The sequence below is a fragment of the Brevundimonas sp. UBA7534 genome (assembly GCF_002479325.1).
Lineage (GTDB): Bacteria > Pseudomonadota > Alphaproteobacteria > Caulobacterales > Caulobacteraceae > Brevundimonas.
Map to the genome: position 1 here is coordinate 1 of NZ_DLMO01000145.1, position 22,551 is coordinate 22,551.

Here is a 22,551-nt window from a genome sequence, read left to right on the forward strand (position 1 = left end):
GTCCAGGTAGCTGTCGTCGGCGGCGCGGAACATCGAATAGTTCAGGCCCGCCAGCACCTGGCGCTGACGCTCGGCCTCGGGGCCTTCGCCCTGGCCGTAGGTGAGGAAGAAGCTGCGAATCTTTTCCTTCAGGGCCGGGTCCAGGTCCTCGCGGATGGCGATGCCCGATTCCGGGATCGGCGGGGACTGCCAGATTTCCTCGATCTGGTCGGCCAGGCGCGGATTCTCGCGCTTCATGAAGATGGTGTTGACCGAGTTGGACGTGGCCACGTCCACCACGCCGGTGGCCACGGCGAAGGCGTTCGCCTGGTGATTGGCCGACCGCACGGTCGAGAAGCACTGGGCCGGAACGATGCCGCGCGGATTGAACAGAAAGGTCAGCGGGGCCAGGGTGCCCGAGGTCGACTGGGCGTCGCCGATGCCGAAGCTGTAGCGCTTGCCGCACGCCAGCACGTCATCCAGCGTGATGCCCGACCCCTTCCGCACGATAAGGGTCGAGGTGTAGCTGTCGCGGCCTTCCGGATCGACGATGCGGGCGATGACCTCGGCGTTGGACCGATCCACGGCCTCCAGCAGCGGCTTGGCCGACAGCCAGCCCACCTGGGTCTGGTTGAAGCGCATGGCCTCGATCAGAACGTTGTAATTGCCCGCGAAGAAGGGCTTCACCGGCACGCCGATCGCCTTGGACATGTCGTCCAGAAGAGGCTGCCACAGCGGGCCCGAGGAGGCCTGGCCCTCGGCCGACAGGATGGAGAAGGTGATCTCGGACGGCGTCGCGCCGGACGCCTTCTTCTCGTCGCCGCCGCAGGAGGCCAAGCCCATCAGCGCCGCGGCGGCGCCGACGGCCGCGAACAGGCGGCGGGACAGGGTGCGAGGCTGGCTCATGCCTTGGTCTCCCAGAAGGCGTCCTCGAATTCGGGACCGTAGATTTCGATCAGGCGCGCCTGGTCCAGCGCGGTGGAGGGGCCGTCATAGACGATCTTGCCGCCCTGCAGGGCGATCACCCGGTCGCAGTAACGGATGGCGTAGTCGACCTGGTGCAGGGTGACGATCACGCCCAGGCCATCGCGCTGGTTCAGTTCGACCAGCAGTTCCATCACCTTGCGGGCGGACACGGGATCCAGCGAGGCGACCGGTTCGTCGGCCAGGATGGCCTTGGCGCCCTGGACGATGGCGCGGGCGATGGCGCCGCGCTGCTGCTGGCCGCCCGACAGGGTGTTGGCCCGCTGGGCGGCGTAGTCGGACACGCCGACGCGGTGCAGGGCCGCCATCGCCTTGTCCTTGTCGGCCTTGGGCCAGGCGCCCAGCAGCCCCTGCCACGCCGGCAGCCGACCCAGGGCGCCCAGCATGACGTTGGAGAAAAGGCTCAGACGCCCGACCAGATTGAATTGCTGGAAGATCATGCCCAGCTTGCCGCGCGCCTTGCGCACCGCGCCGGTGACCTTGCCGTCCTTCTGCACCGTCTCGCCGAAGACCGAGATGGTCCCCTTGCCGGGGTCGATCGACTGCAGGCCGGTGATCGAGCGCAACAGGGTGGACTTGCCCGAACCCGACGGTCCGATCAGGGCGACCATCTCGCCCGAGGCGACCTCGACCGAGACGCCGTCCAGCGCCTTTCGCGATCCGAAGGTCTTCGACACGTCGCGCGCCGAGACAAGCCCGGGAGCGGCGGCGGCTGCGGATGAACTCATGAACTCGCTGAAGAGGCTGTGGCGAAGGGCGCCGCAATACGCGGATGTCGCGCGTGGGCAAGTCTTAATCGCATGGACAGGACGATTTCGTCCAGTCTCGTGTCCGGCTCAGGCGGAGGGCGGGGCCTGGCGCCCGATCGCGGCGACGCGGGCAACGTCGGCGGGGATCGGCAGGGCCGCCCGGGCGCGCTCCAGCGCCTCGTCCGCCATCGCCCGCGCCGGAGACGCCAGCGCGTCCAGCCCCGATAGCGACAAAAGGCCCTTCCTCAGGCGGATGGCCACCGCCACGTCGCCCGAACCGAAGCGGGCGATCGGGCCGAAGACGTCGTCCAGCAGATCCGCCTCCTGGATCGAGGGCGCCATCAGGCGATCGCATCGCGGCGCGTCGGGCCGCGCATGGGTCGCCCAGCCTTCCAGGAGGCGCACCCCGGCCCCGACGACCTGGATCGCCGTGCCGGGATCGTTGACGCCCGGCGACAGCGCCTTGGCCGCGATCTCGCCCAGCACGATCAGGCCGAAGCGCGGGTCCTGGTCGTAGGACCGCGAGTCGCCGATGGCGAAGGCCGATCGGAAGGTCTCCTGCGCCGTCTCGTCGCAGCGCGGCAGATCGACCCGCGCCAGGACCTCGCCGCGCCGCACGAAGGCGCCCGGCGCCGCCACGACCTCGACGCGGCAGTCGTGCTGTTCGGCGACGGCCTGGAGCCGGTCCGGGTCGACGTTCTGAACATAGCCCGTGGATGCGGCGACCACATCCACGCCCGTCTCCAGCCGTCCGCGACGCCCACCCAGCCACGGCGTGTCGCGGCGCTGATCCAGGGCCTGCCGCGCCTGGGCTTCGACCAGGTCGATCATATGTCCGACCCGCGCCAGGCTGGACAACCGGTTGATCCACGCCAGCAGTCGGAAGGCCACCAGGACGACCACCGCCAGGCTGAACAGGAACAGGATCGCGCGTCCGCCCTGGCCGTAATAGTGCGCATTGATCGCCGTCACCGACACGATGGCGTAGAGAAACACCCCGACGAAGGTGGCCAGCGACTTCTGCGTCTCGCCGTCGCTGGTGACCAGGGCGGCCACGCGCGGGCTGGCCGCGCTGGAAACCGAGGTGTAGGCCGTCACCATCGCCCCCACCGAGAAGGTGGCCACGCTCAGCAGGCTGGAGGCCAGGATGGTCAGGATCGACTCGACGGACGGTCCGCCCAGCCGCTCGGCCATGTCCTGGGGCACCCACGGCGCCAGGACCACCGCAAGGAGCGAGGCCGCCACGCCCAGACCGGCATAGGCCGAGGCCCGCACCCACAATTGCCGCCGGAAGCGACGCCAGAAGAAAAGCCAGCGGTTCATGAACCCTCCGGCCCCTGAACGAAGCTGAGCCGTAGAGGTTGCGCGAACGACGCCGTCAGGGACGCGACGACGTCAGCGCAGCCAGGGCGCCGGGTCGATGGGGCGTTCGTCGCGGCGAAGTTCGAAATAGACGTCGCCGTCCGGTCCGGTGCGGCCCAGGGCCTGACCGTCGGCGACGCGGGCGTCGGCCTGAACGTCCAACGTCTCCAGCCCCGCGATCACCGCCCGCCAGCCCGGCCCCAGGTCCAGGATAACCACCTGGCCCCACCCGCTGAGCGGGCCGGCGTAGGCGACCTTGGCCTCGGCCGGGGCGGCGACGACCGCGCGGTCGGCCCGCCAGCGCCAGCCGCTGGCGCCTTCGCCGTAGGTCTGGCTCGGATCGGTCTTGATCGGCGGGGTCAGCCGGCCCCGCCCGGCCGGAAGCGGCGCGGTCGCCGGCGCGGCGGCCACGGTCGTCGGCACGGCGCCGCCCAGGTCGCGGATGCGCCGTTCCAGCACCCCGGCGGCGCGTTCGGCGGCGCGGGCCTCGGCGCCCAGGACCGCGCTGAGCGCGCTCTTGCGGTCGCTGAGCGACTGGATCTCGCCGCGCAGATCGCCCTGTTCGCTCTCGCTGGTCAGCAGTTGTTCGGACGACAGCACCGCCAGGCGCCGGACGCGCATGATCTCGTCCTGGCGCGCCTTCAGCGTGGCGGCCCTGGCCTGGAGGTCGGGCGTCATGGCCTTCAGCAGGATGGCGGCGCGCACGGTGTCGACGGCCTTGTCCGCGGGAATCAGCAGCGGCGGCGGGGGGCGGCGGCTCATCATCTGCAGGGCGCTGAGCAGACGCGTCTGGGCGCCCCGCTCACGCGCCATCTCCGCCACCAGCGTCGCCTCCTGACGGCTGAGCTGCGCCAGCCGCGCGCGCTGGACCTCGATCCGCCCGCCGCCGGTCGCCGCCTCAGCGCGAAGCGACGCCAGGCGACGCTCCAGCCGGGCCAGTTCGTCGCGCGCCGCGTCGGCGTCGGCCCGAAGGCGACGCGCGCGGGCGGTCTCGTCGCGAAACTCGGCCTGGAGACGCGCCAGTTCGCTCTCCGGCGCCTGCAGGCCCGAGGCGGCGGGGGCCACGGCCAGGGCCGTCAGCAGAAGGGTGGAAACCAGGGCGCGACGCATCTCAGTCGCGATGATAGGGCGATCCGGCCAGGATGGTCACGGCCCGGTACAGCTGTTCGGCCAGCATCGCGCGCGCCAAGGCGTGGGGCCAGGTCTGCGGGCCGAAGGCCACGGTCGAGGCCGCCGCCGCGCGCACGCTTTCGTCCAGTCCGTCGGCGCCGCCGATGGCGAAGACCACGCGCCGCTCGCCCTGGTCGCGCAGCCGGGCCAGATGCTCGGCGAAGGCGCGCGACGAATAGGTCCGGCCGCGCTCGTCGCAGGCGATCAGGTGCGCGCCCTCGGCCGCGGCCAGGATCAGTTCGGCCTCGGGCGCCTTGCCGGGCTTCTTGGGTTCCAGGTCGATCAGTTCCAGCGGCCCCAGACCCAGGGCGCGCCCCGCCAGGGTGGCGCGCCGGGCGTAGTCGTCGGCCAGGGCCGCTTCCGGCCCGCGACCGGGCCGGCCGATGGCGACGACGCCCAGCTTCATAAGGCCTGCCTCAGGGGATCAGTCGCGCGCGGCGCGGTGGGCGGAATCGACCGCCCAGATCTTCTCGATGTTGTAGAAGGTGCGGACCTCGGGGCGGAACAGGTGCACGATCACGTCGCCGGCGTCGATCAGAACCCAGTCGCAGTGCGGCAGGCCCTCGACCTTGGCGCGGCCCAGGCCCTGTTCCTTCAGGGTGCGCAGCAGGTGGTCGGCGATGGCGCCGACGTGGCGGTGGGAACGGCCGGAAGCCACGATCATGGCGTCGGCCATGGCGCTCTTGCCCTTCAGGTCGATCAGGACGATCTCCTGGGCCTTGTCGTCGTCCAGACGAGCCAGCAGGGCCTCTTCCAGCGGGGTGGCGCCGATCGGGCGCGGGGCGGATTCGCCGACGGGGCCGTCGGTGTCGAAGCCGTCTTCGGAATGGAGGGGTTCGATGGGGTCCATCTCGTGCGCCGTGTTGGAAACGGCGGCGTCTTGCGTATCGTACGCGGGCGAGGGGGTCAGCGGAGGGCTCCAGGAGCGTTGACTTAAAGCAGTCCTCTAGCACGGATGGGCCGGATCGTGAACCGGCCAGCCAATCACGGCTGCATCAAGACTGGGCGCCGCTGGCCCGCGCCGCGCGGATGGCGCTGGAGGAAAGGGCGTTCAACGGCGCCGTCAGATAGGTCCAGGCGGGCGCTCCCAGGCTGAGCAGCAGGCCCGCCTGCTCGGCCGGAACGCGGAAACGGGCGAAGCGGGCCGCAGCCGGGGCGGTCCGGCTGTCCATTAGCGACCCCGGCCGGGCGATCACCGCCACGGGCATGAGACGCATGATGTCGGTCCAGCCCCGCCAGCGGTGGAAGTCGGCCAGATTGTCCGACCCCATCAGCCAGACGAACCGCACCCCCGGGTGGCGCGCGACAAGGGCGCGCAGAGTGTCGACGGTCCAGCGCACGCCGATGCGGCTCTCGAAGTCCGAAACGATCATCGCCGGCCCCTGCGCCTGGCGCCGGGCCGAGGCCATCCGTTCGGCCAGCGGCGCGCTGTCACGCACGTGCTTCAGCGGATTCTGGGGTGACACCAGCCAGACGACCCGGTCCAGGCCCAGGCGTCGCATCGCCGTCTCGGCCACATGGGCGTGGCCGTCATGGGCGGGATTGAAGGAGCCGCCGAACAGACCGACCTTCATCCCCGGCGCCAGGATCAGGCCGTCGCGCAGCCCCCCGGGGCGGGGACCGCCGCCTTGGGGCGCGGAACCGGCATGAAAGAAGGACAACGGCGTCTCGGACGGGGTTATGCTCAGCGGCGCCCTTACCACGCCCCCGAACGATCCGCATACCGATTTCTCCCGCTCAGACCGCCGCCTCGAACAGGGCGTCGCGGGCGACGTCGGCGTGGGTCAGGGGGAACAGATGGCCGCCGCCGGCCACCGCTTCGACCGTGACGTGGGGCAGGCCGCGCGGATGGGCGGGCACGTGGGTCAGGGCGCCGTGTTCGGCCTTCAGGATGCGGACCGGGCCGCGATAGCGCTGCAGGGCCCGCCACGGATCGTGGGCCTGGGCGGCGTAGTTGGCCGCTTCCCACGCCGGGGCGGCGCTCAGCACAAAGCCGTCCGGCGTCTCGACCAGGCCGTCGCTCAGGTAGTCGGCCAGCACCATGTCGGGCCAGCCCTTGAAGGCCCCGCGACCGCGATAGGCGGCCATGGCCTGCTCGCGACTGTCGAACGTGGCGCGACGGCGCAGGGTGGCGGCCGCGATCGGAATGCGCGAGGCGAAGCGGTGCGCGAACGGCAGTTGGAAGGCCAGGACCGCCGAACGCCGCCAGATCACCGGGTCGAACAGGACCAGGCTGGACACCCGCTCGGGCCGCTCGGCGGCGGCCAGGAGGGAGGCGGTCCCGCCCATCGAATGCCCCGCCAGCACCACCGGCGGGCCGTCGATCGCCGCAAGCAACGCCAGCAGATCGTCGCGGTGGTCCAGCCAGCTGGTCTTGGGCCGGGCGAAGGTGGGCAGGCTGGAGCGCCCGTGGCCGCGCAGGTCCGGCGCCCAGATCCTGAGCGAGGCCGACAGCGGCGCCAGCAGACTACGATAGGTGGCGGCGTTGAAACCGTTGGCGTGGGAGAAGACCAGATCGACCGGCCGCGCCGGGTCGCCATAGTCCATCACCGCCATGGTCCCAGCGCCCCAGCGGTTGGCGACCGGAACGGTCAGGCGGCGCGGCGGGGTCAGCAGAGCCGCGTCCACGATCACGCAGTCTCTCGGCACGCGGCGCAGCGGCCGTGCGCCTCGATGGTGGTGCGGGCGATGGCGTAGCCGGCGTCGGCCGCGGCGGCGTCGATCACGCCCTGGTCCGGCCCGCTGATCTCGCGCGTGGCGCCGCAGCAGTCGCAGATCAGGAAGGCGGCGGCGTGGACGCTCCCGCCGTCGCGCTCGGCGCAGGCGACATAGGCGCTGATCGAGGCGATCCGGTGGGCCAGCCCCTGCTTCTCCAGGAACTCCAGCGCGCGATAGACGGTGGGGGGCTTTGCGGCCTGGCCGTCCTCGCCGAAGCGGGCGATCAGATCATAGGCCTTCACCGGCTCCCCGGCCTCCAGCAGCAGCGCCAGCACGCGCCGGCGCGGGGCGGTCATCCGCTCGCCGGCGTCGGCGGCGCGGCGTTCGGCCGCCTGCAACGCGTGCGCCAAGGCTCCTCCGTGAAGGCCGGACAGGTCGTGGTCGTGGTCGCAGGCGGAGCCCATGCGCCACAGCTAATGGCTGGCCGCCGCCGCCGCAACATGGACGCAGGGCGATCGTTCTGCACGACGGTTTGCCGATGGGCCGGGCCTGGGCTAGAAGGCGCGCCTCATTTCCATCTCAAGCGTCCGGGCTTCCATGACCGACACCCTGCAATCGCCGCTCGAAGGCGCCGTCCTCTTCTACAAGCAGCCGGAGCCGCTGGATCCGGCCCTGCACCAGACGCTGGGCGTCAACGCCGCCGAAAAGCCCTACGCCTTCGTCGGCCAGACCAACTTCGTGCCGCTGACGGTGACCGAGTTCGCCGCCGCCGCCCTGTCCTATCCGGTCATCTTCATGGGCGCCCAGAAGCAGCCGGCCGCCGTCATGGGCCTGCGTAACGGCGAGAACCTGTTCGTCTCGCCCGAGGGCGACTTCCGCCCCGACGCCTACATCCCCGCCTTCGTCCGCCGCTACCCGTTCGTCTTCGCCGACGACAAGTCCAACCAGCGCCTGATCCTGTGCGTCGACCGCGGCGCCGACATCGTCGCGGAGGGCGGCCAGAACCCGCTGTTCGTCGACGGCCAGCCCAGCGACTACGTCAAGATGGCGATGGAGTTCTGCAACAGCTTCGAACAGGAGCGGGTGCGCACCGAATCCTTCGTCAAGCTGATGGAAGACCTGGATCTGCTGGAGGTGCGCGAAGCCAGCTTCACGCCCCGCAACCCCGACGGCACGACGGGCGCCCCCCAGAAGCTGGCGGAATACTACGCGGTGTCGGAAGACAAGCTGAAAGCTCTGCCGGCCGACAAGCTGGCCGAACTGCGCGACAACGGCGCCCTGGGCCAGATCTACGCCCATCTGGTGTCGCTGCTGGGCTGGGATCGCCTGATCGCCATGACCCTGCTGCGCGCCGCCCCGGTCGCCGCCAACGCCTGAACGCCGTCCAAGGCCTGAAAGCACGCGCCCCGCCGGCCGACCGGCGGGGCGTTTTTCGTTTCAGCGTTCCTCGTCGGCGTAGATGGCCACCCGGTCGGCGCGCATGGACCCGGCCTCTGCGCGATACATGCCCGAGGTGTTCAACGCGAAGGCGACCGCGCCGTCCCGCCCCATGACGATGACCCCGCCGTCGCCGCCGATCGCGCCCACCTCGGCGATCTCGGCGTCCGCGGCGGCCTGGACGGACGCGCCCTCGGCGGTGCGGCGGCAGATGTCGCGCGCCACGGTGGAGCGGATGAAATATTCGCCGGAGCCCGTCGCTGATACCGCGCAGCCGTCGGCGTTGGAGGCGTAGGTGCCGGCGCCGATGATCGGCACGTCGCCGACCCGGCCCCAGCGCTTGGCCGTCATGCCCCCGGTCGAGGTTCCGGCCGCGAGCCGTCCCTGGGCGTCCAGGGCCACGGCCCCGACGGTGCCGAACTTCCTTTCGTCCAGCGGCGGGGCGGGCTGCGCCGAGGCCTGGCCGCCGATCGGCGAGCCCGGCGCGCCGGCCGGCGGCAGGGGCGGCAGGGGTGCGCCCTGCTCCGTCAGCGCCCGGATCAGCTGATCCCATCGGCGCTGGGTGAAGAACCAGACCGGTTCGACGTGCTCCAAGCCCTGCGAGGCGGCGAAGGCGTCCGCGCCCGCGCCGATCAGCATGACGTGGGGCGACCGCTCCATCACCGCGCGGGCGGCGGCGATGGGGTGGCGGGTGGTGGTCAGGCCCGCCACGGCGCCGGCGGTCAGGTCAGGGCCGTTCATCACGGCGGCGTCCAGCTCGTTGCGCCCTGCGGCGGTGAAGACGGCGCCGCGCCCGGCATTGAACAGCGGATCGTCCTCCATCAGCCGGATCGCCGCCTGCACGGCGTCCAGCGCGGAACCGCCGGCCTCCAGCACCGTCGATCCGGCGTCGAGCGCCTTCTGAAGGGCCGCGCGATAGGCCGCCTCCTGTTCCGGGCTCAGGCTGTCGCGCTCGATCACACCCGCCCCGCCGTGGATGGCGAGGGACCAGCGGGGCGCGTCCGCGGCCGGCTGGGCGACGGCGGCCGATGCGGCGATCAGCGACAGGGCGGCGGCGAGCGCGACGGATTTCATGGTTCCCCCTCGATCCGTCAGGACCGGTGATGCATCCGCTTCCAGATGCGATAGGCGACGATGGGCGCGAAGCCGCAGACCAGGGCGGCCATCAGCACCACCCAGAAGCCCCCGCCCAGCCAGACCTCGCCCGCCAGCGCCCCGGCGCCGGCCGCCAGCAGCGGGCCGAGCCAGGGAAGCCAGTGCGGCGGCCGCACCTAGGCGTCGACCTTGATGACGCCGCGACGGATTTGGTCCAGCTCGATGGAATCGAACAGGGCCTGGAAGTTGCCGTTGCCGAAACCCTCGTTGCCCTTGCGCTGGATGATCTCGAAGAAGATCGGGCCGAAGGTGTCCTCGGTGAAGATCTGCAGGAGCAGGCCCTCCTCGTCCGAACCGTCGATCAGGATGCGGTTCTTGCGCATCCGCTCCACATCCTCGCCGTGGTTGGGCAGGCGCTTGTCGATCAGTTCGAAATAGGTCTCGATGGTGTCCTGGAAGGCGACGCCGCGCGCGCGCATGGCCTCGACCGTCTCGAAGATGTTCTCGGTGGTCAGGGCGATGTGCTGAATGCCCTCGCCGTTGTAGCGGCGGATGAATTCCTCGATCTGGGAGTTCTCGTCCTGGCTTTCGTTCAGGGGGATGCGGATGGCGCGGTCGGGCGCGATCATGGCCTGGGAGAACAGGCCGGTGGCCTTGCCCTTGATGTCGAAATACTTCTGTTCCTCGAAGTTGAAGATCGAGTTGTAGAAGCCGGACCAGGTCCGCATCTGGCCACGACGGACGTTATGGGTCAGGTGGTCCAGAACCTCCAGGCCGACCGAGTTCTTGCGCTCGGCCTCCTCCCAGCCCTCGACCTCGTCCCAGGCGTCATAAAGGGAGCCGGCGTCGCCATACTGGTCGATGACGTAGAGCAGCGAGCCGCCGATGCCCTGCAGAATATAGGGATGATCTCCCAGCGCCCCGCCGTTCGCGCCCTCGGCCGCCACGGCGCCACGCGCCAGCGCGCCCTCGTAGGCGGCCTTGGCGTCGGTGGTGCGGAAGGCCATGCCGTTGGCCGACGGGCCGTGATCCTTGGCGAAGTCCGCCGCCTGTCCCTTGGCCGAACGATGGACCAGGAAGGAGATGTCGCCCTGCTTCAGGCGCACGACGTCCGTCTTCGGATTCACGTGGGTCTGGGTGAAGCCCATCGTCTCCAGGCGCGCGATCATCGCCTGCGGCTCCGGCCCGGTGAATTCGACGAACTCGAAACCATCGACGCCGAGGGGGTTGTCCTGGTCCAGCTGCTTCGCGGCGTCGTTCTGGGGCATGTCGTGCATGATGCGTCTCCTGCCATGTCGTGGAGGCGGACTTACCCAGCCGGGGCCGCCGATTGGGCCGGAACCTAGTCGTCGAACGCCCGAACGCCAAGGCGAAGCCACGCGGAGTTGATGGCGGCGGGCGCGTTCGCGATATCGCCTTCTCGAAACTTCAGTTGCACTCTACGGTGTTTGATCGCGCTACACCCTGCCTTCTTAAGGCCCTCATGCGGGCTTCGCTCAACCATCGTCCACGATCATCGACGCGATATTCAACTATGGTGTTTCGCAGACAGGAGCGCGCCATTCTCTCTTCCACCAGCCATGCCTTCGTGGCGGCGTTGAAGTCCCCCCAGGCACCGTCAAGGCCCTCTACGGCGGTCGAACCAGCGTCGCGATACAGCAGCCATCCGGGCGGCACATCATTCCGGCTCACGAAATCAGCCTGCCGCTCGGCGGTTTTGCGCAATGCCTCGACATCCGTTGAACCGTTTCGGCTTTCCGCCTGCGCCACGAGGGCCGGGTCCACGCCGCCATGGATCAGGATCACCGCCCCGGGCTCGACGACCAGTGTGGAAGCCAACGGAAGAAAATAGTTCGCGCAGGACGAGTTGCATTCACCCCGTACGATCATCGTCAGTCGACGCCCTTCCAATTTCTCCGCAATGTCGAGAGCGAAGGCGGCGGAACCACCTCTACTATCGAGCACCAGTTGCGTGATTGCATCGGAGAATAGCCGATCCACGCATTCGGCCAGGGACGCGCCGATCTCGCCCGAAACCACAAGGGTGTCCGGCGATGGCCGATTGCAGGACGATTGATCCGACGACGAGGCTCTGACCTCGGCCGGCGATGACAAGACAAGCACGGTGACGAGGCCGCAGAAAAGCCAGCGCATATCTTGCTCCCCACTCAATCACGGAGACCACAGTAGGCGCGAAGGCGATGGGAGCAACCCCGCTCCGCTTCTCCTCACCCCGGCAGCAGCCGCGCGGCCCACTCGGCGCCCAGCAGCACCGCCGTCGCCAGGGCACCCAGCAGGGTCAGCCAGACGGCGGCGACGGCCGCGCCGGCCAGGACGAACAGGCCGTCGCGCTGGATCAGGCCGACCGCCAGCAGGGCCAGAGCGATCGAGGGGATGGTGTTGGTCATAGGCAGGACGATGGTCAGGGTGGCCAGGATCATGAAGCCGGCCGCCAGCTTCTCGCCCGGTCCATCGGCGAATCGGGTCAGGCGCGGGCGCGACAGCCGGTCGATCCAGGACAGCTTCGATTCCGCGAAGTCGGCCATCGCCTTCAGCCACGATCCCTTGGCCCTGAGCGCCAGCATCCAGCGCGGCAGCCACGGCTCCTCGCGACCCACCAGAAGCTGGGCGGCGACCAGAATGATGATCACCCCGACCACCTGCGGCACCCCATAGAGGCCGGGCACGAGGCACGGAATGGACAGCAGCAGGATCAGCAGCCCATAGGCGCGCTCGTCCATCCGGTCGCGGATTTCGTGCAGCGTCAGGCCCCGGTCGCCCCCGTCATCCGCCAGGCGGCGAAGCAGGCGGGTGACGTTTTGGCTGACGTCGTCTTTCTGTTCAGTCGTCTGGGCGTCGGTCATGGGGGGGATGTAGCGGCGCCGCGTTCCGGCGTCGGATGACGCAATGTCGCAGCCCTGCTATCGGTTGCCGCAAAGGCGGCGCCGATGCGGACGCCTCCATGGACTTCCCAAGGACTTCATGCTTCGCAAGCTCTACGACGGCGTCTTCGCCCTGGCGCGCAGCCGCCACGCCACGCCCGCCCTGGCCCTGGTGTCCTTCGCCGAGAGCTCGGTCTTTCCCATCCCGCCGGACGTCATGCTGGCGCCGATGATCCTGGCGCGGCCCGAGCGGGCCTACTTCTACGCCGCCGTCTGCACTGTCGCCTCGGTGCTGGGCGGGATCTTGGGTTACGCCATCGGCTTCTTCCTGACCGATGTCGGCCTGGCGCTGATGCGTCTGCTGGGCCACGCCGACGGGCTGGCGCAGTTCCGCGCCTGGTTCGACGACTGGGGCCTGTGGGTCATCCTGATCAAGGGACTGACGCCGATCCCCTACAAGCTGGTGACCATCGCCTCGGGCCTGGCGGCGTTCAGCTTTCCGGTCTTCCTGGGGGCCTCCATCGTCACGCGCGGCGGCCGCTTCTTCCTGGAGGCGTGGATCCTCAAACGCTGGGGACCGGCCATGCTGGCCCAGGTGGAGAAGCGTCTGGCGCTATGGGCCGGCGCCGGCCTGGTCGTTCTGGTCGGGGCGGTGGTCGTCCTGAAGCTTCTGTAATTCGACGCCGCCTCCGGGCCGGGGTAGAGAACCGACGATGAGAGCCGCCTATCGCCTCCTGACCCGCTGGTGGACCGCCTTCGCGCTGGCGGCGTCGCTGGCCATGCTGGGCGCCGCGCACGCCTTCCAGCGGTTCGGCGGCCTGGCGCCGTGCAACCTGTGTCTGAAGCAGCGCGAGGTCTATTGGGCCGCGGTCGCCATCGCCGTGCTGGCGACCGGCTGGACGGTGTTCAGCGGCGGCCGACGGGGCACGCCGCGCATCGCCGCCTTCCTGCTGGCCGCCGTCTTCGCCACCGGCGCGATCACGGCCCTGTTCCACATGGGCGGCGAACAGGGCTGGTGGGCGCTGCCCGCGACCTGCATGGGCGGCGCCTCGGTGGACGTGGACGCCCTGGCGGCGCTGGCGGCCGGGACCACGCCGGCCGGCCCCCTGCCGTCGTGCGGCGACGTGGCCTGGAGCTGGCTGGGCCTGTCGATGGCCGGATGGAACGTCCTGATCTCCCTGGCGCTTGCGACGTTCAGCCTGCTGGCCGCCAAGCGTCCCAAGGACGCGCGCGCCCCGCGCATCGAGAAGGCCTGACCATGAGCGACTGCATCCCGCTGCCGCGTCCCGGACAGGGGGCCGACAAGGCCCGGATGGACGAGATTCTGCGCGTCGACCACGCCGGGGAATACGCCGCCGTCCTGATCTATCGCGCCCAGCGCGCGGTATTCGAGGCGAGGAAGGGCCGCGAGGCGATCACCCGCGACCTGGCCGAGATGCAGGCCCAGGAGGCGGTCCACCTGGCCCGGTTCGAAAGGCTGTTGAACGCGCGCAAGGTGCGGCCCACGGCCATGACGCCGGCCTGGCGGCTGGCGGCGTCCGCGCTCGGCGCCGGCACGGCCCTGATCGGAGAGAAGGCGGCGCACGCCTGCACCGAAGCGGTCGAGAGCGTGATCGAACAGCACTACGCCGACCAGATCGCCGAGATCGGCGACCGCGACCCGGCCCTGGCCGCGGAGCTGAATCAGTTCCGCGAGGAGGAGCTGGCCCACCACGACCACGCCATCGAACACGGCAGCCGCGAGGCCCCGGCCTATCGTCTGCTCAGCGGCGTCATCAGGGCGGGCTGCCGTGCGGCGATCAAGATCAGCGAGAAGGTGTAGTCTCCTCCCGCTTCGGCGAGAAGGAAACCTAACCCTCAGTAGATTTCGAACAGCCCGGCCGCGGCGCTTCGAAACGCTGGCGTTTCGAAGCTTCGTTTGAAGGGGCGCGGCTTTCGGGTGTTCTCAGTAGATTTCGAACAGCCCGGCCGCGCCCATGCCGCCGCCGATGCACATGGTGACGACGCCGTATTTGGCGCCGCGCCGCTTGCCTTCGATCAGGACATGGCCGGTCATGCGCGCGCCGGACATGCCGTAGGGATGGCCGATGGAGATGGCGCCGCCCGAGACGTTGAGCCGTTCATCGGGAATGCCGAGCGTGTCGCGGCAATAGAGCACCTGGACGGCGAAGGCCTCGTTCAACTCCCAGATGCCGATGTCGTCGACCGTCAGGCCGTGGCGCTTCAGCAGCTTGGGCACCGCGTACACCGGGCCGATGCCCATCTCGTCCGGCTCGCAGCCGGCGACGGCCATGCCGCGATAGGCGCCGAGCGGCTGGAGGTTGCGCTTGACCGCTTCGCCGGCCTCCATGACGACCGCCGCCGAGGCGCCGTCCGACAGCTGCGAGGCGTTGCCTGCTGTGATGTATTCGCCCTGCTGAATCTCCTCGCCGCCGCCGAAGACGGGCTTCAGCGCCTTCAGGCCCTCCAGGGTGGTGTCCGGCCGGTTGCCCTCGTCCTTGGACAGCGTGACCTCCTTCGACGACGTCTCGCCCGTGGCCTTGTCGGTGACCAGCATGGTGGTGGTCATGGGCACGATCTCGGCGTCCAGCCGCCCCTCGGCCTGGGCCTGGGCCGTGCGTTGCTGGGACTGGAGCGCATATTCGTCTTGGGCGTCGCGGCTGATCCCGTAGCGGCGGGCGACGACCTCGGCCGTTTCCAGCATCGACATATAGATGTGCGGCGCCTGCTTCAGCAGCGCCTCGTCCTTGAAGCGGTACAGGTTCATGTGCGGGTTCTGCACCAGGGAGATCGACTCCAGCCCGCCGCCGACCGCCATCTTCTGCTGGTCGAAGATCACCTGCTTGGCCGCCGTGGCGATGCCCATCAGGCCCGAGGCGCACTGGCGATCCAGGCTCATGCCCGGCACCGACGACGGCAGGCCGGCGGCCAGGGCGATCTGGCGCGCGACGTTCGTCCCGGTCGAGCCCTGCTGCAGGGCCGCGCCCATGATCACGTCCTCGATCTCGGCCGTATCGACGCCGGCGCGCTGGACCGCATTGCGCACCGCGTGAGCGCCCAGCTGTTGCGCCTGCGTGTCGTTGAAGGCGCCGCGATAGGCCCGGCCGATGGGGGTGCGGGCGGTGGAGACGATGACGGCTTCGCGCATGGGTTTCCTTACCTATTGATCGGCCTTGGCGCCGAATTCCTTGACCTTGGCGCGACTGTAGGCCCCTCACCCCGCGTCAAGGAAGACCCTGGCCGTCGACGGCCTGCTGGCGACGGATGTCCGCGCGTCCGGCTTCTGGCGCGACAGCATGTCCTCGCGCTGCAAGCGCCCCGATCAGACAGGTCTTGCCTGAGCCTGGGCCGCCGGTGACGACGACGCCGGTCATGCCGAGCGGACGGCGACCATCATGTAGTTGATCGCGGCGTCGTCGGTCTGGCGCCAGCGGTCGTTCAGGGGGTCGTAGGCCAGGCCGTAGGGGCCATCGACGGCGACGGCTTCCTCGGCCAGCATGGCGCGGATCTCGTCGGGCTTGAGGAACTGACGCCAGTCGTGGGTGCCGGCGGGGACCCAGCGCAGAACGTATTCCGCCGCCACCTTGCCCAGGGCCAGGGATTTCAGCGTGCGGTTCAGGGTGGCGACCATCATCACTCCGCCCGGACGGACCAGGCGCGAACAGGCGCGCACGAAGGCCTCCGGATCGGCCACATGCTCGATCACCTCCATCGTCAGGACCACGTCGAACGGCCCGGCGCCCTCGGCCTCGATCTGCTCGACCGTGGCGGCGCGATAGGCGATGTCCAGCCCGACCATCTCGGCATGGGCGCGCGCCGTGCCGATGTTCTCGGACGAGGCGTCGATGGCGGTGACGGAAAAACCCATCCGCCGCATCGGCTCGGCGATCAGGCCGCCGCCGCATCCGACGTCCAGCAGGGTCAGTCCCTCGAACGGGCGCAGCGCCGCAGCGTCGCGCCCCAGCCGCGCGCACAGCTGTTCGCGAATCAGCTTCAGCCGCGCCGGATTGAATCGGTGCAGCGGCGCGAACGGGCCCTTGGCGTCCCACCATTCCGCCGCCTGGGCCGAGAAGCGGGCCACGTCGGCGGGGTCGATTGATGCGCCGAAGGCGATCTCCGCCGAATTTTGCGAAAAACCTTGCCCCTGTCGGGGTATGCGAGGCGAGGCTGCGCCGTTAGAAGCGGTCATGCGGCGAGGGATGAACCCTTCGCCCGTTCCATGCAAGCAGGGGGGCGAAACGCCACGATGACGCGGCCCGATACGACGCGACTGGTGATGAAGTTCGGCGGAACCTCGATGGGCGACCTCGAGCGCATCCGTCGCGCCGCCCGCATCGTGGCGGCCGAGGTCAAACAGGGGCGCAAGGTCGCCGTCGTCGTGTCGGCCATGGCTGGCAAGACCAACGAGCTGGTGGCCTGGACCGACGGCGCGGGCCCGGCCGCGGCCGGCCTGCCGCTGTCGGACGACGAGTACGACGTGGTGGTCGCCTCGGGCGAGCAGGTCACGTCGGGCCTTCTGGCCATCACGCTGCGGAACATGGGCCTGAACGCCCGATCCTGGATGGGCTGGCAGGTGCCGATCGTCACCGACGACGCCCACGGTCGCGCGCGCATCGTCGACATCCCCGGCGAAAAGCTGGGCGCCGCGGTCGACGCCGGAGAGGTGGCCGTGGTCCCCGGTTTCCAGGGCGTCACCCCCAACGGCAAGATCACCACCCTGGGTCGGGGCGGTTCGGACACCTCGGCGGTGGCGGTGGCGGCGGCCCTGGGCTGCCCCTGCGACATCTACACCGACGTGGACGGCGTCTATACGACCGACCCGCGCATCGAGAGCCGCGCGCGCCGCCTGAACAAGGTGTCCTACGAGGAGATGCTGGAGATGGCGTCCCTGGGGGCCAAGGTGCTGCAGACCCGATCGGTCGAGCTGGCCATGGCCAAGCAGGTGCCTGTGCGCGTCCTGTCCAGCTTCATCGAACCTGACGAAACCGGAAATCTGCCCGAAAAGGGCGGCACCCTGATCTGCGACGAGGAGGAGATCGTGGAAAAGCGCATCGTGTCCGGCGTGACCATGAGCCGAGACGAGGCCCGCATCACCCTGCTGGGCCTGTCCGACCGGGTCGACGCGCCCGCCGACGTCTTCACCCGCCTGGCCGAGGCCAATGTGAACGTCGACATGATCGTCCAGAGCCAGTCGCGCACGGCCGGCACGGTCAATCTGACCTTCACCACGGGGCGCCGCGACGCCGTGCGCGCCGCCGACATCATGAAGGCGGCGCAGGACCAGTTGCCGTTCGAGGAGATCCGCGTCGACGAGGACGTGGCCAAGGTCTCGGTCATCGGCGTCGGCATGAGAAGCCATGCCGGCGTCGCCCAGCAGATGTTCCGCGCCCTGGCCGACAAGGGCGTGAAGTTCCAGGCCATCTCGACGTCGGAAATCAAGATCAGCGTGCTGATCGACGCCGCCTACGCCGAACTGGCTGTGCGGGCGTTGCATTCGGCTTACGAGCTGGACGCTGTATAGGTGAGTTGAACGGGCGCGAGAGCGTCGGGGCGCGGGAGCCATGATGCCGGCAGGCGGCGCGATGACCAGGGGTCCGAGGATCCTCCTTCGCCAGATCCGTGAGGCTCTGGGGGCCGGCGCCGCGCCCGCGCAGGATCGGCTCGACATGGTCGTGCGCATCATCGCCCGGTCGATGGTCGCCGAGGTCTGCTCCATCTATCTGCGCCGCGCCTCGGGCGAGCTGGAGCTGTTCGCCACCGAAGGTCTGAATCCCGACGCCGTGCACAACACCCGCCTGCGCGCGGGCGAGGGCCTGGTCGGCGAGGTGGCGCGCCTGGCCCAGCCCGTCAGCCTGTCGGACGCGCCCAGCCACCCCAGCTTCTCCTATCGGCCGGAGACGGGCGAGGATCCCTATCACGCCTTCCTGGGCGCGCCCCTGCTGCGGGGCGGCCGGGCCATCGGCGTGCTGGTCGTCCAGAACCGCACCGAGCGCCGCTACGACGAGGACGAGGTCGAGGACATCCAGACGATCGCCATGGTCCTGGCCGAGACGGTCGCCTCGGGCGAACTGCTGGCCGAGGACGAACTGCGCGACGTCGAGGTGGCACCCCATCGGCCAGAGCGGCTGAAGGGCCAGCGGTTCGCCGAAGGCCTGGCGTTCGGACACGCGGTTCTGCACGAGGCGCCTCTGGCGCCGGAAAGGCTGCTCAGCGACGATCCGGCGATGGAGGAGGCGCGGCTGAAGCTGGCCCTGGCCACGCTGAAAAGCGGTCTGGACGCCATGCTGGACGGCGGCCAGGGCAAGCTGGCCGGCCCTTCGTTCGAGGTGCTGGAAACCTATCGGATGTTCGCCGACGACCGGGGCTGGAACCGGTCGTTGGAAGAGGCGGTGCGCAACGGCCTGACGGCCGAGGCGGCCGTCGATCGGGTCAGGAACGAGCACCGCGCCCGCTTCGCCCAGGCCCGCGATCCCTATATCCGCGAGAGGCTGCACGACTTCGAGGACCTGGCCAACCGGCTGCTGCGGGTCCTGGCCGGCGACAAGCCGGGCGAGCGCGAACTGCCCGATGACGCCATTCTGGTGGCGCGCAACCTGGGTCCCGCCGACCTGCTGGAATATCCGCGCGACAAGCTGAAAGGCCTGTTGCTCGAAGAGGGCTCGGCGGCCAGCCACGCCGCCATCGTCGCCCGCGCGCTGCAGATTCCCTGCGTCGGCCGCCTGATGGGTCTGCGCGACCGCCTTTCGGAGGGCGACCTGGTCATCGCCGACGGCGAGACCGGCGAGGCCTATCTGCGCCCCCGGCCCGACATGCTGGAGGCGGTGCAGTCGCGCATGGCGGTGCGCGAACAGCGCCGGGCCGAGTTCGCCCAACTGCGCGACACCCCCGCCGTGACCCTGGACGGCCAGCGCATCAGCCTGCTGACCAACGCCGGCTTGGCCGTCGACCTGGAGAATCTGGCCGAGACGGGCGCCGAAGGCATCGGCCTGTTCCGCACCGAATTCCAGTTCATGGTGTCGGATGAACTGCCGCGCCTGACGGCCCAGACGGCGCTGTATCGGCTCGTGCTGGACGCCGCGGGCGACCGGCCCGTGACCTTCCGCACCCTGGACATCGGCGGCGACAAGGTGCTGCCCTATCTGGAGGCCGAGCGGGAGGAGAACCCCGCCCTGGGCCGGCGCGCCATCCGCCTGGGCCTGGACCGGCCGTCCCTGCTGCGGATGCAGCTGCGCGCGCTGCTGACGGCGGCGGCGGGGCGTGAGTTGCGCGTCATGTTCCCGATGATCGCCACGGTGGACGAGTTCAGAGCCGCGCGCGAACTGGTCGACATCGAATGCGCCTGGGCGCGGCGCCGGGGTCGACCTCTGCCGGCCCTGCTGCGTGTTGGGGCGATGGTCGAATGCCCGTCGCTGCTGTGGCACCTGGACGCCCTGCTGCCGCTGACCGACTTCGTCTCGATCGGCACCAACGACCTGTTCCAGTACATGTACGCCGCCGACCGGACCAATCCACTGGTGTCGGACCGCTACGACCCGCTGTCGCCGCCGACCCTGCGGGCGTTGCAGACCATCCAGAAGGCCTGCGCCGACACCGGCACGCCGGTCTCCATCTGCGGGGAGCTGGCGGGTCGGCCGCTGGAGGCCTTCGCCCTGATCACCCTGGGCTTCACCCGCCTGTCGGCGCCCGCTGGCGGGGTGGGCCCGGTCAAGCGCATGATCCTGTCGGCGGATCTGACCGCGGCCCGGCGCGGCCTGAACAATCTGCTGAACCTGTCGACCGGCTCGGTCCGCAACGAGATCGAATCCCTGGCGCGCAAGCTGAACGTCGTGGTCTGAGCTTGACCGCAAAAGGCGGTGGGAGGGCGTCGGCGGATCGTGCTAGGAGCGGGACATCCCGATCCTTCAGGACCGAACCAGGCGCATGGCGCACACCGTGGACGCAACGCCAGAGATGACCGAGTTTCCGCCCGATCCGGGGCCGGCCTTTCTCGAGGCGGCGACCCTGGGCGACGGCCTGCGCCGCGCGCGCGCGGCCTCGGGCAAGTCGCTGGCCGAGCTGGCCGCCGAGACCAAGGTCAACGCCCGTTTCCTGACCGCCCTGGAGCAAAACGACTGGTCGTCGCTGCCGTCGCGGGTCTTCGCCCTGGGCTATGTGCGGGCCTACGCCGGCGCCTTGGGGGTGGATGAACAGACGGCGGTCGAGCGGTTCAAGCGCGAAAGCCCCGACACCTCCACTTCCCTGAAACCGCCCGTCGGGATCGCCTTCGAGGACGTGCGACGCCACTCCCCGGTGGTGGTCGGCGTGCTCGCCGTTGTCGTGGTCTCGGTGGTCGGCTGGAACGTGTTCCAGCGCATCAGCCGGATGCAGGCGCCGCACCCTTCCGAGATCGCCGCCACGCCCCCCGCCTGGACGCAGGAGGCCTCGACCGAGGAGGGCGTGTCGCTGGGCGCGCCGCTGCCGGCGCCCCCGGACCAGACCGTGCCCGCCCTCTATGTCACACGCGGCCTGGAGGCGCAGCTGACCGGGATCGACCCGGACGATCCGAACGCCGCGCCGGCCGCGCCGCCCCCGCCGGTGCAGAAGGCCTTCAATCCGCGCGGCGCCGTCTATGGCGCGCCGGCCAACGCCTCCCAGGTCATCATCCAAGCCAAGAAGCCCGGCGTTCTGGTGGCGCGTATCGGAGAGGGGCGGGTGCTGTTCGCGCGCCAGATGGCCGCAGGCGAGGCCTGGCGCGCGCCGATCGGCGTCGCCGCCACCATCGACGTCTCGGACCCGGCCGTGTTCGATGTCTATCTGAACGGCGAATACGGCGGCGCGCTGCCGGCGGTGCTGACACCGCTGGCGCAACTCAACGCCCGCGCCGCTCAGTCCGCGCGCGAAACGGCCGCCGCCCAGGCTCGCGCCCAGGCCGAGGCGCAGGCGCAGCTGCAGGCGCGGATCGCGGCTGCGGCCCAGAGCGCGCCGCCGCCGGCGACCTGACGGCTGGCGACCTAGGCCGAATGGGCCTTCTGCGCCTTGGACAGCTCGATCATGCCCTGGGCGGCGCCCATTTCCGGCACGATCTCGCCTGTCCGGTCGGAGATGGCGTCGAACTGGGCGGCGACCTGTTCCGGGGCGTCCGCGCCGACGATCCGCACGCCTTGGGTCAGGGTGACGTAGGCGCGCTCGAACCCGCCGGCGCCGGCGGCCAGGATGCAACGGCTGGGCGCCTGCTCGCCGACCAGATGCAGCAGGCCCGGCGTCACCAGTTCCGGCCCCAGGGCGTCCAGCGGCAAGGCCGCGCCAAGGTCTTCGGTCATGCGGGTGTGAGCCGTCGGGGCCAAACAGTTCACGCGAATGTCGTTCTTGGCGCCCTCGATCGCCAGGGTCTGCATCAGGCCCACCAGCGCCATCTTGGCCGCGCCGTAGTTGGACTGGCCGAAGTTGCCGTACAGGCCCGAGGACGAGGTGGTCATGACGATGCGGCCGTAGTTCTGCTGGCGCATGATTTCCCACACCGCCTTGGTGCAGTTGACCGCCCCCATCAGGTGCACGTCCAAGACGAAGCGGAAATCCTCCAGCTCCATCTTGGCGAAGGTCTTGTCGCGCAGCACCCCAGCGTTGTTCACCAGAATGTCGACCCGGCCCCATTTCGACATCGCCTGATCGACCATCGCGGCCACAGCGTCATAGTCGGTGACGGAGGCGGCGTTGGCGATCGCCTGGCCGCCCGCGGCCTCGATTTCCGCGACCACGGTCTCGGCGGCCGTCGCCGATCCGCCGGATCCGTCGCGCGCGCCGCCCAGGTCGTTGATCACGACCTTGGCGCCCCGGGCCGCCAAAGCCAGGGCGTGCTCGCGGCCCAGGCCGCCGCCCGCGCCCGTGACGATCGCTACGCGACCTTCGAAATTCACCATATTCTCTTACCTCGTCGGACCAAACCAATGTGTTGAAACGGCGCCACAGTCGCCGCAATCATAGCGAAATGGCGGAACCCGGCGCCAGCCTTGCCGTTCGGGTCGGGACGCCGGGGCCACTCGGTTTCGTATCTTTTCTCGAAGGGGACGCACATGAAGCTGCAACTTCTCGCCTCCGCCGCGGTCATCAGCCTGGTTTCCGCCGGCGCCGCGTCGGCTGAGCCGAACGGTTGGTACGGCGCGCTGGACGCCGGTTACCACATCATCGACGACATCAACGCCGAGTCGTCGACCACCAGCGGTAACTGGAACTATGAGATCAACGACGGCTGGGCCGCG

25 protein-coding genes and 1 pseudogene are annotated in these 22,551 nt (G+C 69.9%); 8 read left to right on the forward strand and 18 right to left on the reverse strand.

Going from position 1 to position 22,551, the window contains the following annotated elements; genetic code table 11:
• The 9 genes from phnD to B2U11_RS11720 all read right to left on the reverse strand — a co-directional run.
• The coding region (gene phnD / locus B2U11_RS11680; RefSeq protein ID WP_292071898.1) for a phosphate/phosphite/phosphonate ABC transporter substrate-binding protein at positions 1–885 on the reverse strand (885 nt) is incomplete at its 3' end.
• Positions 882–1,691, reverse strand: coding sequence for a phosphonate ABC transporter ATP-binding protein (phnC, locus tag B2U11_RS11685; protein ID WP_292071899.1), 810 nt, complete (start codon positions 1,689–1,691; stop codon positions 882–884). The genes phnD and phnC, both read right to left, overlap by 4 nt.
• Positions 1,692–1,799: 108 nt before the next feature.
• Positions 1,800–3,035 (reverse strand): DUF2254 domain-containing protein, encoded by a 1,236-nt coding sequence (locus tag B2U11_RS11690; protein ID WP_292071900.1) that lies wholly within the window; start codon positions 3,033–3,035, stop codon positions 1,800–1,802.
• 72 nt (positions 3,036–3,107) lie between these two features.
• Positions 3,108–4,184: a murein hydrolase activator EnvC family protein gene (locus B2U11_RS11695; RefSeq protein WP_292071901.1), complete on the reverse strand. Its 1,077-nt coding sequence runs from the start codon at positions 4,182–4,184 to the stop codon at positions 3,108–3,110.
• Between the two features lies 1 nt (position 4,185).
• Complete coding sequence (rlmH, locus tag B2U11_RS11700; protein WP_201216769.1) at positions 4,186–4,650, reverse strand: 23S rRNA (pseudouridine(1915)-N(3))-methyltransferase RlmH; 465 nt, start codon at positions 4,648–4,650, stop codon at positions 4,186–4,188.
• A gap of 18 nt (positions 4,651–4,668) precedes the next feature.
• Positions 4,669–5,094: a ribosome silencing factor gene (gene rsfS / locus B2U11_RS11705; RefSeq protein WP_201216771.1), complete on the reverse strand. Its 426-nt coding sequence runs from the start codon at positions 5,092–5,094 to the stop codon at positions 4,669–4,671.
• A 145-nt stretch (positions 5,095–5,239) separates the two neighbouring features.
• Entirely contained in the window at positions 5,240–5,905 is a 666-nt protein-coding gene (locus B2U11_RS11710; protein WP_349680726.1) for a nicotinate-nucleotide adenylyltransferase, read from the reverse strand.
• Positions 5,906–5,981: 76 nt separating this feature from the next.
• On the reverse strand, positions 5,982–6,872 hold the full coding sequence (locus B2U11_RS11715) for an alpha/beta fold hydrolase (protein WP_292071917.1): 891 nt from the start codon (positions 6,870–6,872) through the stop codon (positions 5,982–5,984).
• Between the two features lie 2 nt (positions 6,873–6,874).
• On the reverse strand, positions 6,875–7,366 hold the full coding sequence (locus B2U11_RS11720) for a Fur family transcriptional regulator (RefSeq protein WP_292071902.1): 492 nt from the start codon (positions 7,364–7,366) through the stop codon (positions 6,875–6,877).
• Positions 7,367–7,499: 133 nt separating this feature from the next.
• On the opposite strand from B2U11_RS11720, the gene B2U11_RS11725 reads away from it, so the two are divergent.
• Positions 7,500–8,279 (forward strand): SapC family protein, encoded by a 780-nt coding sequence (locus B2U11_RS11725; RefSeq protein WP_292071903.1) that lies wholly within the window; start codon positions 7,500–7,502, stop codon positions 8,277–8,279.
• A 60-nt stretch (positions 8,280–8,339) separates the two neighbouring features.
• Here B2U11_RS11725 and B2U11_RS11730 read toward each other — a convergent pair whose 3' ends face one another.
• The 5 genes from B2U11_RS11730 to B2U11_RS11750 form a co-directional block, all read right to left on the reverse strand.
• Entirely contained in the window at positions 8,340–9,413 is a 1,074-nt protein-coding gene (locus B2U11_RS11730; RefSeq protein WP_292071904.1) for an isoaspartyl peptidase/L-asparaginase family protein, read from the reverse strand.
• A 17-nt stretch (positions 9,414–9,430) separates the two neighbouring features.
• A complete protein-coding gene (locus B2U11_RS11735; protein WP_201216739.1) occupies positions 9,431–9,610 on the reverse strand; it encodes a hypothetical protein in 180 nt (59 codons plus the stop codon).
• The gene (hppD, locus tag B2U11_RS11740) at positions 9,611–10,711 is read right to left on the reverse strand and encodes a 4-hydroxyphenylpyruvate dioxygenase (protein WP_292071905.1); all 1,101 of its coding nucleotides are present in this window, start codon (positions 10,709–10,711) and stop codon (positions 9,611–9,613) included.
• A gap of 151 nt (positions 10,712–10,862) precedes the next feature.
• Complete coding sequence (locus B2U11_RS11745; RefSeq protein WP_292071906.1) at positions 10,863–11,588, reverse strand: hypothetical protein; 726 nt, start codon at positions 11,586–11,588, stop codon at positions 10,863–10,865.
• Positions 11,589–11,662: 74 nt separating this feature from the next.
• Positions 11,663–12,298 (reverse strand): exopolysaccharide biosynthesis protein, encoded by a 636-nt coding sequence (locus B2U11_RS11750; RefSeq protein ID WP_292071907.1) that lies wholly within the window; start codon positions 12,296–12,298, stop codon positions 11,663–11,665.
• Positions 12,299–12,416: 118 nt separating this feature from the next.
• Between B2U11_RS11750 and B2U11_RS11755 the strand changes: the two genes are divergently transcribed.
• From B2U11_RS11755 to B2U11_RS11765, 3 genes are read left to right on the forward strand one after another with little or no spacing between them, the layout of a single operon-like run.
• Complete coding sequence (locus tag B2U11_RS11755; RefSeq protein WP_292071908.1) at positions 12,417–12,992, forward strand: YqaA family protein; 576 nt, start codon at positions 12,417–12,419, stop codon at positions 12,990–12,992.
• A 37-nt stretch (positions 12,993–13,029) separates the two neighbouring features.
• Entirely contained in the window at positions 13,030–13,572 is a 543-nt protein-coding gene (locus B2U11_RS11760) for a disulfide bond formation protein B (RefSeq protein ID WP_201216691.1), read from the forward strand.
• A gap of 2 nt (positions 13,573–13,574) precedes the next feature.
• A complete protein-coding gene (locus tag B2U11_RS11765; protein WP_292071909.1) occupies positions 13,575–14,138 on the forward strand; it encodes a demethoxyubiquinone hydroxylase family protein in 564 nt (187 codons plus the stop codon).
• A gap of 123 nt (positions 14,139–14,261) precedes the next feature.
• Here the strand turns inward: B2U11_RS11765 and B2U11_RS11770 are convergent, their stop codons facing one another.
• From B2U11_RS11770 to ubiG, 3 genes are all read right to left on the reverse strand, one after another.
• Positions 14,262–15,464, reverse strand: coding sequence for an acetyl-CoA C-acyltransferase (locus tag B2U11_RS11770; RefSeq protein WP_292071910.1), 1,203 nt, complete (start codon positions 15,462–15,464; stop codon positions 14,262–14,264).
• Positions 15,465–15,540: 76 nt separating this feature from the next.
• A complete protein-coding gene (locus B2U11_RS11775; RefSeq protein ID WP_292071911.1) occupies positions 15,541–15,690 on the reverse strand; it encodes an AAA family ATPase in 150 nt (49 codons plus the stop codon).
• Positions 15,687–16,505 (reverse strand): bifunctional 2-polyprenyl-6-hydroxyphenol methylase/3-demethylubiquinol 3-O-methyltransferase UbiG, encoded by an 819-nt coding sequence (ubiG, locus tag B2U11_RS11780; RefSeq protein WP_292071912.1) that lies wholly within the window; start codon positions 16,503–16,505, stop codon positions 15,687–15,689. The genes B2U11_RS11775 and ubiG overlap by 4 nt, the downstream gene beginning before the upstream one ends.
• A gap of 57 nt (positions 16,506–16,562) precedes the next feature.
• Between ubiG and B2U11_RS11785 the strand changes: the two genes are divergently transcribed.
• The 3 genes from B2U11_RS11785 (at position 16,563) to B2U11_RS11795 (ending at position 21,295) form a co-directional block, all read left to right on the forward strand.
• Positions 16,563–17,837, forward strand: coding sequence for an aspartate kinase (locus B2U11_RS11785; protein ID WP_292071913.1), 1,275 nt, complete (start codon positions 16,563–16,565; stop codon positions 17,835–17,837).
• Positions 17,838–17,877: 40 nt separating this feature from the next.
• A complete protein-coding gene (gene ptsP, locus B2U11_RS11790) occupies positions 17,878–20,151 on the forward strand; it encodes a phosphoenolpyruvate--protein phosphotransferase (protein WP_414632958.1) in 2,274 nt (757 codons plus the stop codon).
• 85 nt (positions 20,152–20,236) lie between these two features.
• Positions 20,237–21,295, forward strand: coding sequence for a helix-turn-helix domain-containing protein (locus B2U11_RS11795; RefSeq protein ID WP_292071914.1), 1,059 nt, complete (start codon positions 20,237–20,239; stop codon positions 21,293–21,295).
• Positions 21,296–21,306: 11 nt separating this feature from the next.
• Here B2U11_RS11795 and B2U11_RS11800 read toward each other — a convergent pair whose 3' ends face one another.
• On the reverse strand, positions 21,307–22,212 hold the full coding sequence (locus B2U11_RS11800) for an SDR family NAD(P)-dependent oxidoreductase (RefSeq protein ID WP_292071915.1): 906 nt from the start codon (positions 22,210–22,212) through the stop codon (positions 21,307–21,309).
• A 153-nt stretch (positions 22,213–22,365) separates the two neighbouring features.
• On the opposite strand from B2U11_RS11800, the pseudogene B2U11_RS11805 reads away from it, so the two are divergent.
• A pseudogene (locus B2U11_RS11805) lies at positions 22,366–22,551 on the forward strand (cell envelope biogenesis protein OmpA); the annotation flags it as partial.